This window comes from Shewanella sp. MR-4 (assembly GCF_000014685.1).
Taxonomy (GTDB): Bacteria; Pseudomonadota; Gammaproteobacteria; order Enterobacterales; family Shewanellaceae; genus Shewanella.
Genome location: NC_008321.1, coordinates 255,069 through 270,113, shown reverse-complemented (window position 1 = coordinate 270,113; position 15,045 = coordinate 255,069). Strand labels below are relative to the sequence as shown.

Annotated in this window: 13 protein-coding genes, 1 tRNA gene and 2 rRNA genes; 8 read left to right on the top strand and 8 right to left on the bottom strand. The window is 50.4% G+C overall.

The features are described from left to right. Positions 1-8: 8 nt before the first annotated feature. Complete coding sequence (locus tag SHEWMR4_RS01345; RefSeq protein WP_011621058.1) at positions 9-1,868, bottom strand: sigma-54-dependent Fis family transcriptional regulator; 1,860 nt, start codon at positions 1,866-1,868, stop codon at positions 9-11. Positions 1,869-2,237: 369 nt separating this feature from the next. Between SHEWMR4_RS01345 and SHEWMR4_RS01340 the strand changes: the two genes are divergently transcribed. Beyond that, positions 2,238-3,758: an aldehyde dehydrogenase family protein gene (locus SHEWMR4_RS01340; RefSeq protein ID WP_011621057.1), complete on the top strand. Its 1,521-nt coding sequence runs from the start codon at positions 2,238-2,240 to the stop codon at positions 3,756-3,758. 68 nt (positions 3,759-3,826) lie between these two features. On the opposite strand, the gene SHEWMR4_RS01335 is transcribed toward SHEWMR4_RS01340, so the two are convergent. Beyond that, entirely contained in the window at positions 3,827-4,588 is a 762-nt protein-coding gene (locus SHEWMR4_RS01335; RefSeq protein WP_011621056.1) for an SDR family NAD(P)-dependent oxidoreductase, read from the bottom strand. A 137-nt stretch (positions 4,589-4,725) separates the two neighbouring features. Here SHEWMR4_RS01335 and SHEWMR4_RS01330 point away from each other — a divergent pair, with 137 nt between their 5' ends. After that, on the top strand, positions 4,726-5,643 hold the full coding sequence (locus SHEWMR4_RS01330) for a LysR family transcriptional regulator (protein ID WP_011621055.1): 918 nt from the start codon (positions 4,726-4,728) through the stop codon (positions 5,641-5,643). On the opposite strand, the gene SHEWMR4_RS01325 is transcribed toward SHEWMR4_RS01330, so the two are convergent. Both SHEWMR4_RS01325 and SHEWMR4_RS01320 read right to left on the bottom strand, forming a co-directional pair. Continuing rightward, the gene (locus SHEWMR4_RS01325) at positions 5,640-6,128 is read right to left on the bottom strand and encodes a hypothetical protein (protein ID WP_011621054.1); all 489 of its coding nucleotides are present in this window, start codon (positions 6,126-6,128) and stop codon (positions 5,640-5,642) included. The two genes, SHEWMR4_RS01330 and SHEWMR4_RS01325, sit on opposite strands and share 4 nt — an antisense overlap. Before the next feature lie 28 nt (positions 6,129-6,156). Beyond that, positions 6,157-6,579: a DUF2809 domain-containing protein gene (locus tag SHEWMR4_RS01320; RefSeq protein ID WP_011621053.1), complete on the bottom strand. Its 423-nt coding sequence runs from the start codon at positions 6,577-6,579 to the stop codon at positions 6,157-6,159. A 207-nt stretch (positions 6,580-6,786) separates the two neighbouring features. Here SHEWMR4_RS01320 and SHEWMR4_RS01315 point away from each other — a divergent pair, with 207 nt between their 5' ends. The 6 genes from SHEWMR4_RS01315 to SHEWMR4_RS01290 are packed head-to-tail and all read left to right on the top strand — an operon-like array spanning position 6,787 to position 10,708. Then, positions 6,787-7,383 carry a cytochrome b/b6 domain-containing protein gene (locus tag SHEWMR4_RS01315; protein ID WP_011621052.1) on the top strand — a complete coding sequence of 199 codons (597 nt, stop codon included), beginning with the start codon at positions 6,787-6,789 and terminating at the stop codon, positions 7,381-7,383. 33 nt (positions 7,384-7,416) lie between these two features. Then, positions 7,417-7,857, top strand: a complete 441-nt coding sequence (locus SHEWMR4_RS01310; RefSeq protein ID WP_011621051.1) for a DUF1924 domain-containing protein — start codon at positions 7,417-7,419, stop codon at positions 7,855-7,857. A gap of 47 nt (positions 7,858-7,904) precedes the next feature. Then, a complete protein-coding gene (locus SHEWMR4_RS01305) occupies positions 7,905-8,468 on the top strand; it encodes a diheme cytochrome c (protein WP_011621050.1) in 564 nt (187 codons plus the stop codon). Beyond that, positions 8,461-8,727, top strand: coding sequence for a PepSY domain-containing protein (locus SHEWMR4_RS01300; RefSeq protein WP_011621049.1), 267 nt, complete (start codon positions 8,461-8,463; stop codon positions 8,725-8,727). The genes SHEWMR4_RS01305 and SHEWMR4_RS01300 overlap by 8 nt, the downstream gene beginning before the upstream one ends. Further along, positions 8,727-9,389: a response regulator transcription factor gene (locus SHEWMR4_RS01295; protein WP_011621048.1), complete on the top strand. Its 663-nt coding sequence runs from the start codon at positions 8,727-8,729 to the stop codon at positions 9,387-9,389. Before SHEWMR4_RS01300 ends, SHEWMR4_RS01295 begins: the two co-directional genes overlap by 1 nt. Before the next feature lie 2 nt (positions 9,390-9,391). Next, positions 9,392-10,708, top strand: coding sequence for a sensor histidine kinase (locus SHEWMR4_RS01290; protein WP_011621047.1), 1,317 nt, complete (start codon positions 9,392-9,394; stop codon positions 10,706-10,708). Between the two features lie 38 nt (positions 10,709-10,746). Here SHEWMR4_RS01290 and SHEWMR4_RS01285 read toward each other — a convergent pair whose 3' ends face one another. The 4 genes from SHEWMR4_RS01285 to SHEWMR4_RS01270 form a co-directional block, all read right to left on the bottom strand. Beyond that, a complete protein-coding gene (locus SHEWMR4_RS01285) occupies positions 10,747-11,259 on the bottom strand; it encodes a DUF1993 family protein (protein ID WP_011621046.1) in 513 nt (170 codons plus the stop codon). Positions 11,260-11,466: 207 nt separating this feature from the next. After that, positions 11,467-11,543, bottom strand: a tRNA-Asp gene (locus SHEWMR4_RS01280). Between the two features lie 36 nt (positions 11,544-11,579). Beyond that, positions 11,580-11,695: ribosomal RNA gene (gene rrf, locus SHEWMR4_RS01275) — 5S ribosomal RNA — on the bottom strand. Between the two features lie 221 nt (positions 11,696-11,916). Further along, positions 11,917-14,809, bottom strand: a 23S ribosomal RNA gene (locus tag SHEWMR4_RS01270). Positions 14,810-15,045: the final 236 nt, after the last annotated feature.

Sequence of the window (15,045 nt, the reverse complement as noted above, 5' to 3'; positions counted from 1 at the left end):
AACTGCCGTTAGTCCTTAACCCCTAGCTGTTTTAACTTGCGATACAAGGCATTACGGCTGATCCCTAAACGCTTAGCGCACTGACTCACATTGCCCTCGCAGGCACGATAAGCCTGTAACACGTTCAGATTTATGGTTCCGTGGAGCGAGTCTATAGTCGTAGAGCTAGACTCGGACAGTTCGTGCGGATGCGCCGTGGTTTCGGCGTCGACAACTTCAGTTAAAGTTTGGGGCTCAAACGCCAGATTCATGAGCTTTTGAGCAAGGTAATCGGGGAGATGATTTATCTCGAGTACGGCCTCACCTTCAGCCATCAAACACGCCACCTGCATTAGGTTATCCAGCTCCCTTAGGTTGCCGGGCCAATCGTAACGCATTAGCTGCGCCAACAACTCAGTACACAAGGTTTGCGCGCTACTGCGGTGACGGCGGTGCAATTTATGGATGATGCGCTCAATATCCTGCCGTTCACGCAGTGCAGGAAGCCGCACTTGCAATCCATTTAGGCGATAAAACAAGTCCTGACGGAACAATCCCTGTGCCACCAGCGACTCTAAATCCATATGGGTCGCGGCGATGATCTGAATATCGACCTTAAAACTTTGATTACTGCCGACGGGAACGACCTCACGCTCCTGCAACACGCGGAGTAAACGACTCTGCGCCGCCAGCGGCATCTCACCAATTTCATCGAGGAACAAAAAGCCACCGTGGGCTTGGCGGATCTTACCGATAAAACCGGTTCTATTAGCGCCAGTAAAAGCCCCCGCCTGATAACCAAATAACTCAGACTCAACTAACTCAGCAGGCAAGGCGGCGCAGTTTACCGCCACCAAGGGCTGCGCGCGGCGGGCACTCTGGGCGTGGAGCTTTTTCACAAATTGCTCCTTGCCGACACCCGTTTCGCCAAGCACCAGTAGGGGGATCTGCTTAGTAATCACCTTATTCGCTTGCTGCCAGGCCCGCTCCAATAGCGGGTCGCGAAACCTGACCCCCAATTGGTTCGAGGGTTTGTCTTGAAGGGTTCTAGTACTTTTCGTCTGTGTCAGTGCGAGTGCTTGCGTCTGCACATGCAGCGCCGAATCGCGGTGAAAGCCCCCCGCTCGCGCCCAATTGTCGCCGAGGTGTTGCTCTAAACTGTCCCCCAACTTTGCTTGGCTCAGCAGTTGTTTAGCCATGGGATTACAGCCCACAATTCGCCCGTCACTGCTGGCGATGACTATACCTTGCCAACCTGAATTTAATAGACTCGGCTGCGCCGCGAAATCGATTCGATAATGACTACCGGGCAGATGACACAGCAGCGCCGTTTCGACCTGCTGCGCCAAACTCGACACTAGCATCAAGGTTTGCTGCGAATGCCGCTGCTGCTCACTGGTAATATCGAGCACTCCGAGCATCTCGCCTTGGGGCGAAAAAATCGGGCAAGCGGTGCAACTCATAAAACGGTTTTGGCGGATAAAATGCTGCTCGCCAACCACTGATACCGCCTGTTTGGCCGTGAGCGCCGTGCCTATTGCATTAGTGCCCTTATACTTTTCGAGCCAGTTGACCCCAATATCGAGCGCCACATCCGCCAGCTTGCTGGAATAGCGGCTCACCCCCCAATGTTTCAGCACATAACCGTCGGCATCGGAGAGCAATAATCGACTATTGGAGTGCGCCATCAGTTGATTAAACAGCGGCAAGGCATGGGATTGTACTAATTCGATGAGCTGCTGATATTTCTCATGTTTATGTTTGAGCTCCGCGCGCGTGAGTCTGAGATCCTCACCAGCACGAAACTCTGATAAGCCAGCACCTAAGCTGCGTTGCCATGAATCGGCTAACCATGCCTGTGTGGTTGGAAAATGCGGTTTTACTGTCATAGCCATGCTCCCCGAGCGCTGTTCCATTTCGGCACACCCATGGTGTGTCGTTGGATGACAAAATGACCACAGGGCACCTTTCCTTCCGTGAGTGCCCCTATTGTTTGGGATCTGCAAAATTAGCTTTTCATCATACTGTTAGCTCAACAAGTGTACAACTCTTGCCAGTTTGGCACTGTCCTTGCGATATCCATTTGTACGCAGTACTCAAGTGTTGCGTAAGAGAACACCAACTTAATCAATAGCTTTGTCAGTCAACTCGATTGGCAAAGGATAAAAATAACAACAGTGCTAAAACCTATTTCAACAAGACCCTTTGCTGAGACGCTGCTCATTTAGCGTATTCGGCAGTCACAGAAGGAAAACACTATGATCTATGCTCAACCCGGAACCGCTGGTGCCATCGTTAACTTTAAAGAAAAATACGCCAACTTTATCGGTGGAAAATGGGTCGCCCCAGTCAACGGCGAATACTTCGATAATCGCTCCCCCGTCAATGGTCAAAACTTCTGTAAAATTCCCCGCTCCGACTACCGCGATATTGAACTGGCGCTCGATGCTGCCCACGCCGCTAAGGACGCTTGGGGAAAAACCTCGGTCACCGAGCGTGCGAATTTACTGCTGCGTATCGCCGATCGCGTTGAGCAAAATCTCGAATACTTAGCCGTTGCCGAAACCTGGGAAAACGGTAAAGCGGTGCGCGAAACCCTCAACGCCGACTTGCCTCTGTTTGTCGACCACTTCCGTTACTTTGCCGGCTGCATTCGAGCACAGGAAGGCAGCGCCGCGGACATCGATGGCAATACCGTCAGCTATCACTTCCCAGAGCCATTGGGTGTCGTCGGACAAATCATTCCGTGGAACTTCCCGCTGTTGATGGCTGCATGGAAAATCGCCCCTGCACTCGCCGCAGGCAACTGCGTGGTACTCAAACCCGCCGAGCAAACGCCAGTATCTATCCTTGTACTACTCGAACTGATTGAAGATCTGCTGCCGCCCGGCATCCTCAACGTCGTCAACGGTTTTGGCGCCGAAGCGGGCCAAGCCCTCGCCACCAGCAAACGTATCGCTAAACTGGCCTTTACTGGCTCCACCGAAGTCGGTTATCACATCTTAAAATGTGCCGCCGAATCACTGATCCCATCGACAGTCGAACTCGGCGGTAAATCGCCTAACCTGTATTTCGCCGATGTGATGGACCACGAAGACGAGTATTTAGATAAGGCCGTCGAAGGCATGTTGCTGGCCTTCTTCAACCAAGGTGAAGTCTGTACTTGCCCATCAAGGGTGTTAATCCAAGAATCGATTTACGATCGCTTCATCGAAAAAGTGCTCGCCCGTGCGCAAACCATCAAGCAAGGCAACCCGCTGGATACCGCCACCCAAGTGGGCGCACAAGCCTCCCAAGAACAGTTCGATAAGATCTTAAGCTATCTCGCGATTGGTAAAGATGAAGGCGCGCAGGTGCTTTTAGGCGGCTCGCTTTGCCAACTTGAAGGCGAGCAAAGCAAAGGCTATTACATCAGCCCAACGATCATGAAAGGCCATAATAAGATGCGGATTTTCCAAGAGGAAATCTTCGGTCCGGTTATTTCGGTCACCACCTTCAAGGATGAGGCCGAAGCCTTGGCAATTGCCAACGATACCGAATACGGCCTTGGTGCGGGTGTATGGACGCGGGATATGAACCGTGCCCAGCGTCTAGGACGAGGCATTCAAGCGGGTCGCGTTTGGATTAACTGCTACCACGCCTATCCTGCCCACGCTGCCTTTGGCGGTTATAAGAAGTCGGGTATCGGCCGTGAAACCCACAAGATGATGCTCAATCACTATCAAAACACCAAAAACCTATTGGTGAGTTACGATATCAATCCGCTCGGGTTCTTCTAACCCAGCTGAAACTTACCTTGATAACAAGAAAGGGCCACTGGCCCTTTCTTTATTTTTATCGCGTTGAACTATAAGAACATACCGCCAGATGCCTCGATACGTTGTGCGTTTATCCACGCCGCGGCGGGTGACAACAAGACACTGATTGCTCCGCCAATATCTTCGGGTAATCCCACCCGCCCCAACGCCGTTTGCTGCGCTAAAAACTCATTCATCTGTCGGTTATCCCGGACGGCACCACCACCAAAGTCCGTTTCGATTGCACCGGGAGCCAGCACATTAACGCGAATGCCGCGTGGACCAAGCTCCTTCGCCCAGTATTTGGTCATGGTTTCGACCGCGCCTTTCATAGTGGCGTAGGCACCAAATCCCGGAACAGCAAAGCGCGTTAACCCCGTAGAGACATTGATGATACTGCCATTATCGGCAAGCAGAGGCAGCAAAGCCTGAGTTAAGAAGAAAGGTCCTTTGACATGAATATTCATCAAAGTATCGAACTGCTCCATACTGGTTTCAGCCATGGGCACATGGATACCAATCCCAGCATTATTAACTAGATAGTTAAAACTATCTCGCTGCCAAGTCTGTTCGAGTGCGGTTTTAACGCGTTGAGAAAAATCACTAAAGGACTGGCTATTACCCACATCTAACGGTAACGCGACAGCCTTGCGTCCGTGCCATTCAATTTCCGCAACCACCTCGGCGGCCGCTGCAGCATTACTTTGGTAAGTTAGAATAATATCAACACCTTGTGCGGCTAAGGTCAGGACCGCATTTTTACCTAAGCCACGGCTTGCACCGGTGATCAGCGCGATGGGAGTTGTGTTCATTGTGTATCCTCTTCATTCATCTATGTTAATGCCGCCGCACAGCATGGCGATTCCACTGCACACAGCTTATTACTTGCACAATGAGGGATAAACACACTATAAATGGCAAGACTGTTAGCTATTAGAGAACAATTGCAATGCAAGATAGACTGCAAGCCATGCAAATTTTTATGCGGGTGGCTGAATTAGAGAGTTTTACTCAAGCCAGTATCAGCCTAGGTCTGTCGAAAACCCATGTGTCGAATGTGGTAGCCCAGTTCGAAACCGCTCTAGGCGCACGTTTACTACAACGTACCACTCGCACGGTGCGCCTCACTCAAGACGGCATAAGTTGTTATGAGCGCTGCAAAAACTTGCTCACCGACTATCAAGAATTAGAAAGCCTTTTCCAGCTGCAGGCGGCGCAAGTTTCCGGTCGCTTAAGAGTCGATATGTCCACAGGGATTGCGCGAAACTTAGTGCTTCCCCATCTTCCTGAGTTTATTGAACAATATCCCCAAATTGAGTTGGAGCTAAGCAGTACCGACCGCAAGGTCGATATCGTCGCCGAAGGTTTTGACTGCGTGATCCGCGTTGGTAGCGTGCAGCAAGAAGGCGTTATCGCTAAGAAGATTGGCCACTTTAAGATGCTGAACTGCGTTAGCCCAAGCTATATCGAAAAATACGGTAAACCATCGAGTTTAGAAGAGCTTAGCCAATGGCATAAGCTTATTCATTACGTTGGCCAATTGGGCGGCAGCGATTCAGGATTTGAGTATCTAAGCCAAGATAATCACGAACTCTGCGCCCTAGCCTTACCTAAGCTAATCACAGTCAATAATGCCGATGCCTACAGCGCGGCCTGTCTGGCGGGTTTAGGGATTATTCAAGCGCCGAATATTGGGGTGGCAAAATATCTTCAAACTGGCGAACTGATAGAGATCTTGCCAGATTACCCAGCGCCCTCAATGCCTGTGAGCTTGCTCTATCCCCATAGACGCCATCTTTCAAAGCGCCTTCAGGTATTTATGGCTTGGTTGACCGAATTGCTGACGCCTTTTTTAGTATCGCGTTAACGGTCAGTCTCGATATTCGCTAACCGCTGCGACAGTTGTGCCATCGAGCTTGTGGTGCGGGGATCGCACTCAGGATTGGCTACTGGGCTAAATTCGAGACGCGGCCCCCCGAACCGACCTAAACGGCTTGGCAGAACATGCAAATCCCAAACTAACTGATCGTAGTAATGCAGCCGCAGGCCATTATCCGCAACAGGCCAATGGGCATAGAGTAAAAACGAATGATAACTCTGCGAGAGGGAGCGACTCGCCACTAATTTAAAGGATGTATCGAGCAGGCTGCACTCGGTCGATTCTTCAAAGGGACAATCGTAGGAGGTCAACAGTAAATAGCCTTGGGAGCCATTGGGTAAAGTGCAGCGGTACTGGGCCTCAAGCTGCCTTCCCGCAATCTTGGCCCCTGTAGCTTGCTCATTGAAATACAAAGGCTGAGTGAGCGCCTCGCTATCGGACACTCGCAGTGTGAAGGCTGTTATCGGCTGCATGCGGTATCCTTCCTTTGCCTTGAAATAGCTAATTTCGCTTCCAATACAAGCCCATCAATATCAGGTATCCCACAAAATACGCCAGCAAGTCGAGTGGGTCGAAATGGCTACCAATCACGATTCGCGCCAAACGATTGCCGCCTAACCCCAGCTTGTCCACTAAGCCCCAATACTGGCCAAATTCGATACCGAAGGCAAACAGCAGCACAGCCAGCGCCAACCATGGCGTGTGCCAAAACCGATTGATTGATTCCCCTTTTGCATTCACCACGGGCACTAGCGTGCGCGCCATGCAAAACAACAGGATCACCACTAACACGTCACCGACAAAACCACGAATAAACCCCGAAGGCACAAAACGCGCGATCAACACTTCAATGATAAACAGCAGCACCGCATAAATTAAAAAAGATTTTCGATCGGGCTGACGGCTAAAAAGATGGACTGGCATAAACAGGTTGCTCCCTTACCTCTCGAAGATGAAGCGGCAAAATCTAGCTTAAAACCAATACCTTAACAAGCTTAGTTCGATGGATTTATCTCTTATTTACCCATTTCGCTCACCAGAACAGCGGGCAAGTTCACTCCGCAAAATTTAAGCGCCGTTTAAGTTTGGCTTTAGTAGCCTGCAAGCACACCACCTTAGGAGCAACAGATCATGTCCTCAAATATGCAGCAAAACATCAAAGTCTGGGATCCCTTGATCCGTATCTTTCACTGGTCATTGGTGGGCTTTTTTACCTTAGCCTACCTCACCGAAGGTGAAGACGAATGGATGAACATCCACAGTTACGCTGGCTACAGCATCTTAACCCTGCTGGTATTTCGCCTGTTATGGGGCGTGATTGGCACTCACCATGCGCGTTTTATCAACTTTGTTACCCGTCCGAGCATCGCATGGACTTACCTGAAGGAACTCTTCACGGGCAAGGCTAAGGATTACATCGGCCACAATCCGGCAGGCGCGCTGATGATAGTCGCCCTGATCCTCTGCATAGGGTTCACGGGCTTCTCCGGCATGGCGCTTTATGCCACCGATGGCCAAGGTCCACTAGCCACAAGCTTTTTCGCCTCTTGGCCCGAGGGCGCACTGAAAGAAGTGCATGAGTTTTTCGCCAACTTCAGCCTGTTTCTTATCGTCACCCATGTCGGCGGCGTGATCGTCAGCAGCCTGCTGCATAAGGAAAACCTCGTCAAAGCCATGCTGACAGGTAAAAAGCAGCGCCCGCTGATCCAACAAGATGAACATCAATAACCGTCACTATCCGACCGTTCAAAGGAGTTAGAGATGAACAACAACCTGAATAAAAGCCTGATGGGACTGGCGCTCACTGTGGTACTACTCAGCAGTGTTAATGCCAATGCCAATGCCGCCAATTCCAAGGTCGCCAGCTTGCCACTCAGCGCCGAGCGAATTGGCTTACAACTACAACAATATCAGGCACAAGGTGCAGGCCCCTTTAGCGCCGCGGCAGGACAAGCACTGTGGCTACAGCAGAGTGAGGATCGCAGCTGTGCCAGCTGCCACACCGCCAAAGTGACAGACCCAGGTATGCATCAAAACACCCGAAAGCCGATCGAGGCCATGGCGCCGTCGCTCACCAGTCACCGTTTAACCGATGCGGCCAAGATTGAGAAATGGTTTACCCGCAACTGTAACTGGACCTTTAAACGCGAGTGCACGCCTCAAGAAAAAGGTGACGTACTGCTGTGGCTGAGTTTGCAATAACGGCGTTATTCACATCCATTTTAATCAGTAAAACCTAAGGAAATACCATGACTAAACAAGCCCATCCCCTAAGCTGGATTGCCGGAACCACACTCACCGTCCTCGCCCTTGCGATAGGTGCCGTAGGGCTCAGCTTAACCTTTACTGGCACAGGTTATGCCCACGATGGCTTCGAACATAATCAAGCCATCCCACAAAATGCAGAATATTCAGCAGAATGCGGTAGCTGCCATATGGCGTATCCCGCAAATCTACTGCCCGCCGAAAAGTGGCAGGCAATTACCAGCAACCTAAGCAACCACTTTGGTGATGATGCCAGTCTGTCGCCTGAAGCAACGGCTAGAATTGAGCAATATCTCGTTCAACATGCTGCACAAAATGGTAAGGTGATGAAAAATAGCAAACCTTTGATTGACGGCATCGGGCCGCAGAAAATTACCGAGCAGGCATTTTTTATCCGTAAGCACGATGAGATCCCAAGACGCATGGTGCAAGATAACCCCAAAGTCGGCTCATTCAGCCAATGCAGCAATTGCCATAACCTCGCAGAGAAGGGCATATTCGATGAAGATACCGTTAATATTCCTGGCTTTGGCCGCTGGGATGATTAACAGCCCAAGCTGTCTAGCCCATGATGAAGACCTCTCCAACAAAGTGGTCGAATGGGTGAAGGAGGGTAAAGTATTACCCTTCGACACCATCATGCAACGCTATGAGTCGCGCCTTAAGGGGCGCTTGCTAGACCTCGAGGTCGAGCAAAAACACGGGCGCATCATCTATGAACTCGAAATCCTGCGTGACGATGGCGTGGTCTATGAGATTAAGATCGATGCCAAAACGGGTGAATGGCTTAAGGAAAAGGTCGACTGATGCGCTTACTCCTAATTGAAGATGATACTGACTTAGTGGCTCGCCTCATCCCCGCCCTTAACAAGGCGGGCTACACGGTTGAACATGCCAATAATGGTATCGATGGCGCTTTTCTGGGTGAGGAAGAAGCCTTCGAGGCGGTGATCCTCGATTTAGGCTTGCCCGGAAAGCCAGGCTTAAGCGTACTGAGCCAATGGCGCCAAAAGGGCCTGTTGATGCCAGTGTTAATTCTTACGGCTCGCGATGCTTGGCACGAACGCGTCGATGGCCTAAAGGCCGGCGCCGATGATTATCTCGGTAAACCTTTCCATGTTGAGGAGCTGCTCGCCAGATTAGAAGCGCTGATCCGCCGCCACTTTGGCCGCGCCGATAATCTGCTGCAACATGCGGGCGTCTCCCTCGATGTGGATAAACAAGCGGTGACCAATGCAGAAGGGGACGTTATCGAGCTGACTAAGATTGAGTATCGCCTGCTGCATTATTTAATGGCCAACCCGACTAAGATTGTCTCCAAATCCGAGTTGAGTGAGCGCATTTACGAAGAGGAACAAATCAAAGACAGCAATGTGATTGAAGTGTATGTCAACCGACTCCGCCAACGCCTAGGTAAAGACTATATCGAGACGCGGCGCGGCCAAGGTTATCGACTCAAGGATGCATAAGCGTGTATTCACTCAAAGCCTACCTCACCCGCAATCTGCTTATCACCCTCACCTGCGCCATGGCGCTATTGTTGTATTTGCTATTTCAAGGCATTCAAATCTTGACCCAAGACTTTGTCGCCTCGCGCCTGCAGCACGATACCGATAGTCTGATCTCCGCCCTCGAACCGCAAGCCGATGGCACTTGGGCACTGAGTGCCGATAGGCTCCCCAATGTGTATCACAGGGTCAATTCGGGCCACTACTTTGCGATTAAAATCGGTGAGCAGCAACTCCGCTCTCGATCGCTTTTCGATCATAACGTCACCCTGCCAACACTAAAGGTTGGTGAACAACAACTCGCCACTCAATATGTTGGCCACCATCATTGGCTGATGCTCAGTCAGGCAATCGTTAAGAATGAGCAAACCATTATCCTCTGGGTGACGGAAGACATTAGCTCACTCGAGCAAACCCAATTACGCTTTTTAGGCTTTGCCGCGGTAGTGGTACTACTGACCATTATGATCCTGTTATTTGCCCAGCACCTATTGCTCAAGCGGGGCTTTAAATCGCTAGAGCAAATGCCAGATGCAATCAGGCAACTGCGGCTCCAAGGGCAAGAAATCGATACCCAGCACACACCAACAGAGATTAGCCCTTTGATTGAGGAAATCGAACGCCTCATGAATCAACTCGGGCAGAGGGTGCAACGTTCACGCAATGCCTTGGGTAATCTTGCCCACGAAATGAAACGCCCACTGCAAGGGTTACAATCCTACCTCGATAGCCTAGCGCCAGAGCAAAGACGCGAAGGCAGTAAGGTGCTCGCGGATCTGCACCATATTATTGAGCGAGAGCTTAAGCGCACTAAAATCGTCGGGCTTTCAACGCCTGGGCGTTTTACCGTGCTCAATGACGATCTGCCGCCACTCATCCAAGTGATGCAGCGCATCTATCCAGAGCGTAAAATTGATTATCAGTTTGATAAAACACTGGTCATGCCCTTCGACCGGGACGACTTACTGGAACTGCTAGGCAATCTACTCGACAACGCCTGCAAACATGGGCGTCAACAGATAAAGCTTTGTATTGAGCAGACTCATGCCAGCAAGCGGGCGTATCTGATTGAGGTCAGCGACGATGGCGAAGGCGTATCCGATAGCGATTTAGCTGTGATTACGGAGCGAGGAATTCGGCTCGATGAGAGCATTCAAGGCCATGGCTTAGGCCTGTCGATTTGCAAAGATATTGTCGAGAGTTATCAGGGAGAACTTAGCTTTACACACTCGGAACTTGGCGGGCTAAAGGTTAGCGTGCTCTTACCTCAGCCGCATTAAACGCACAGCAAAGCTAATGCTCCGCTGTGCTATGGGCATTACGACTTGTAAGGCATAGGGCCAAGATAATCTTTCTTACCCACATCCACACCGTTATGGCGCAGAATCGCATAGGCCGTCGTCACATGGAAATATAAGTTCGGGATTGCATGCTCAATCGCAAACTCGTATCCCGTTAAATACTTACCTTCCCAACGCGGTTGAGAAACGTGAATTGTCGCCGCATCGGTAAAATCTGCTTCGGTAAATTGAGCCAAGTACTCGATAACAGAAGCAATACGCGCCTGCAGCTCAGGCAGAGTCGTTTCAGTATCATCATGCTTAGGCACTGTATCTAAATTACCCGTCAGACGCGCGACTCCAATCTTGGCGGTATCACAGGCAATCTGGATCTGACGGATCAGATTAAATTGATCGGGTGCTAAGCGGGAATTTAATAATACCGCCATATCCACCTTCTTCAAGTTGGCAAAAATCTCACCCTTTTCCAGAATAAGACTCAAGTTTTTCAGCATCTTGCTAAATTGAACAGCCGTTAAATCATAAAGCATGACATAAACTCCTGTGATAAACGCCACCAGATTGCAGCACTTCGGATTATCTTGGGGCAAATAGCATGATTTCAACAGCAGAAAATAAAGATTTATTTTGCGCTAGCCAGAGGACTGTTAAACAAAGAGAAATAAGAGCGGCTAAAAAATGGTACAGGTGAAACGAAAAAAGCCTCTGCATTGCTGCAGAGGCTTATCTCTTAATGTTGGCGGAGCGGACGGGACTCGAACCCGCGACCCCCGGCGTGACAGGCCGGTATTCTAACCAACTGAACTACCGCTCCTTTAACTTAACGTTTGCACATTAAGCTAAATTAGGCGCTTGGCGATGACCTACTCTCACATGGGGAGACCCCACACTACCATCGGCGCGATTGCGTTTCACTTCTGAGTTCGGGATGGGATCAGGTGGGACCACAATGCTATTGTCACCAAGCAAATTCTTACTGGTTAATTCTACGTCTGACGGCATTGTTTCCTCACTCCAGTGCTCATGTACTACCGTACACTCCGCCCTTCGCTCGTCACGGCTTTGTCTGCCGTACCATTACCTGCGTAATTAACCTTTATTTGTTAATTTAGAAAGCTGTATTGAGTGCCACTTCTTAAGTGTTTGTATTCGTCTAAGTACTACTTAGCAAAACCCATCTGGGTTGTATGGTTAAGCCTCTCGAGTCATTAGTATCAGTTAGCTCAACGCCTCACAACGCTTACACACCTGACCTATCAACGTCCTAGTCTCGAACGGCTCTTTAGTGGACTTAAAGTCCAAGGGATGACTCATCTTGGGGCTCGCTTCCCGCTTAGATGCTTTCAGCGGTTATCGATTCCGAACATAGCTACCGGGCAATGCCATTGGCATGACAACCCGAACACCAGCGGTTCGTTCACTCCGGTCCTCTCGTACTAGGAGCAACTCCCCTCAATCATCCAACGCCCACGGCAGATAGGGACCGAACTGTCTCACGACGTTCTGAACCCAGCTCGCGTACCACTTTAAATGGCGAACAGCCATACCCTTGGGACCGACTTCAGCCCCAGGATGTGATGAGCCGACATCGAGGTGCCAAACACCGCCGTCGATATGAACTCTTGGGCGGTATCAGCCTGTTATCCCCGGAGTACCTTTTATCCGTTGAGCGATGGCCCTTCCATTCAGAACCACCGGATCACTATGACCTACTTTCGTACCTGCTCGACGTGTCTGTCTCGCAGTTAAGCTGGCTTATGCCATTGCACTAACCGTACGATGTCCGACCGTACTTAGCCAACCTTCGTGCTCCTCCGTTACTCTTTGGGAGGAGACCGCCCCAGTCAAACTACCCACCAGGCACTGTCCTTAACCCCGATTAGGGGCCCAAGTTAGAACATCAACACTACAAGGGTGGTATTTCAAGGACGACTCCATCAGAACTAGCGTTCCAACTTCAAAGTCTCCCACCTATCCTACACATGTAGGGTCAATGTTCAGTGCCAAGCTATAGTAAAGGTTCACGGGGTCTTTCCGTCTAGCCGCGGGTATACGGCATCTTCACCGCAATTTCAACTTCACTGAGTCTCGGCTGGAGACAGCGTGGCCATCATTACGCCATTCGTGCAGGTCGGAACTTACCCGACAAGGAATTTCGCTACCTTAGGACCGTTATAGTTACGGCCGCCGTTTACCGGGGCTTCGATCATGAGCTTCTCTTGCGATAACCCAATCAATTAACCTTCCGGCACCGGGCAGGCGTCACACCGTATACGTCATCTTGCGATTTTGCACAGTGCTGTGTTTTTGATAAACAGTTGCAGCCACCTGGTATCTGCGACTGCCGTCAGCTTAGGGAGCAAGTCCCATCACCAACAGCAGCGTACCTTCTCCCGAAGTTACGGTACCATTTTGCCTAGTTCCTTCAGCCGAGTTCTCTCAAGCGCCTTGGTATTCTCTACCCGACCACCTGTGTCGGTTTGGGGTACGATTCCCGCTAACCTGAAGCTTAGAAGATTTTCCTGGAAGCATGGCATCAACTACTTCATCCCCTTGGGGACTCGTCATCAGCTCTCAGTGTATAGTGACCCGGATTTGCCTAAGTCACCCACCTACCACCTTAAACGCGGACTACCAACGCCGCGCTAGCCTAGCCTTCTCCGTCTCTCCATCGCAGTTAGCGGAAGTACAGAAATATTAATCTGTTTCCCATCGACTACGCCTTTCGGCCTCGCCTTAGGGGTCGACTCACCCTGCCCCGATTAACGTTGGACAGGAACCCTTGGTCTTTCGGCGAGGGGGTTTTTCACCCCCTTTATCGTTACTCATGTCAGCATTCGCACTTCTGATACCTCCAGCGTGGGTTACCCCTTCACCTTCAACGGCTTACAGAACGCTCCTCTACCGCGCAACCCTAATGGATTGCACCCGTAGCTTCGGTGGTATGTTTAGCCCCGTTACATCTTCCGCGCAGGCCGACTCGACTAGTGAGCTATTACGCTTTCTTTAAATGATGGCTGCTTCTAAGCCAACATCCTAGCTGTCTAAGCCTTCCCACATCGTTTCCCACTTAACATACACTTTGGGACCTTAGCTGACGGTCTGGGTTGTTTCCCTTTTGACGACGGACGTTAGCACCCGCCGTCTGTCTCCCGGATAGCACTCTTTGGTATTCGGAGTTTGCAAAGGGTTGGTAAGTCGGGATGACCCCCTAGCCTTAACAGTGCTCTACCCCCAAAGGTGTTCGTCCGAGGCGCTACCTAAATAGCTTTCGAGGAGAACCAGATATCTCCCGGTTTGATTGGCCTTTCACCCCCAGCCACAAGTCATCCGCTAATTTTTCAACATTAGTCGGTTCGGTCCTCCAGTTGATGTTACTCAACCTTCAACCTGCCCATGGCTAGATCACCGGGTTTCGGGTCTACGCCTTGCAACTAAACGCGCAGTTAACACTCGGTTTCCCTACGGCTCCGCTATTCGCTTAACCTCGCTACAAAACGTAAGTCGCTGACCCATTATACAAAAGGTACGCAGTCACGGTCTCAAGTACCGCTCCCACTGCTTGTACGTATACGGTTTCAGGTTCTATTTCACTCCCCTCACAGGGGTTCTTTTCGCCTTTCCCTCACGGTACTGGTTCACTATCGGTCAGTCAGGAGTATTTAGCCTTGGAGGATGGTCCCCCCATATTCAAACAGGATATCACGTGTCCCGCCTTACTCGTTTTCATCAAAGGTTAGTTTTCGTGTACGGGGCTATCACCCTGTGCCGCTGGACTTTCCAGACCATTCCACTAACACCCCTCTGACTTAAGGGCTAATCCCCGTTCGCTCGCCGCTACTAGGGGAATCTCGGTTGATTTCTTTTCCTAAGGGTACTTAGATGTTTCAGTTCCCCTCGTTTGCCTCACTACACTATGTATTCATGCAGTGATAACAGCTTATGCTGCTGGGTTCCCCCATTCGGACATCGTTAGCTCAAATGCTTGTTACTAGCTCGCCAACGCTTTTCGCAAGTTACTACGTCCTTCATCGCCTCTGACTGCCAAGGCATCCACCGTATACGCTTAGTCGCTTAACCATACAACCCAAATGAGTTTCACATCACTTGCGTCGTTGCGACCAGCTGGTTTTACTTGTCTCATCTTCGACCAAGAAGATGGACTCGCCTTAGACTTGAATATTCAAGACACTTAAAAAGTGTTTTAAGAACTCAATTTTTTCGTATTAACACAACGACAGACATCATTGCATTAATTACTATCAGCTTTCCAAATTGTTAAAGAACAATGCTTACCGGCACGCGGCGCATTTCGC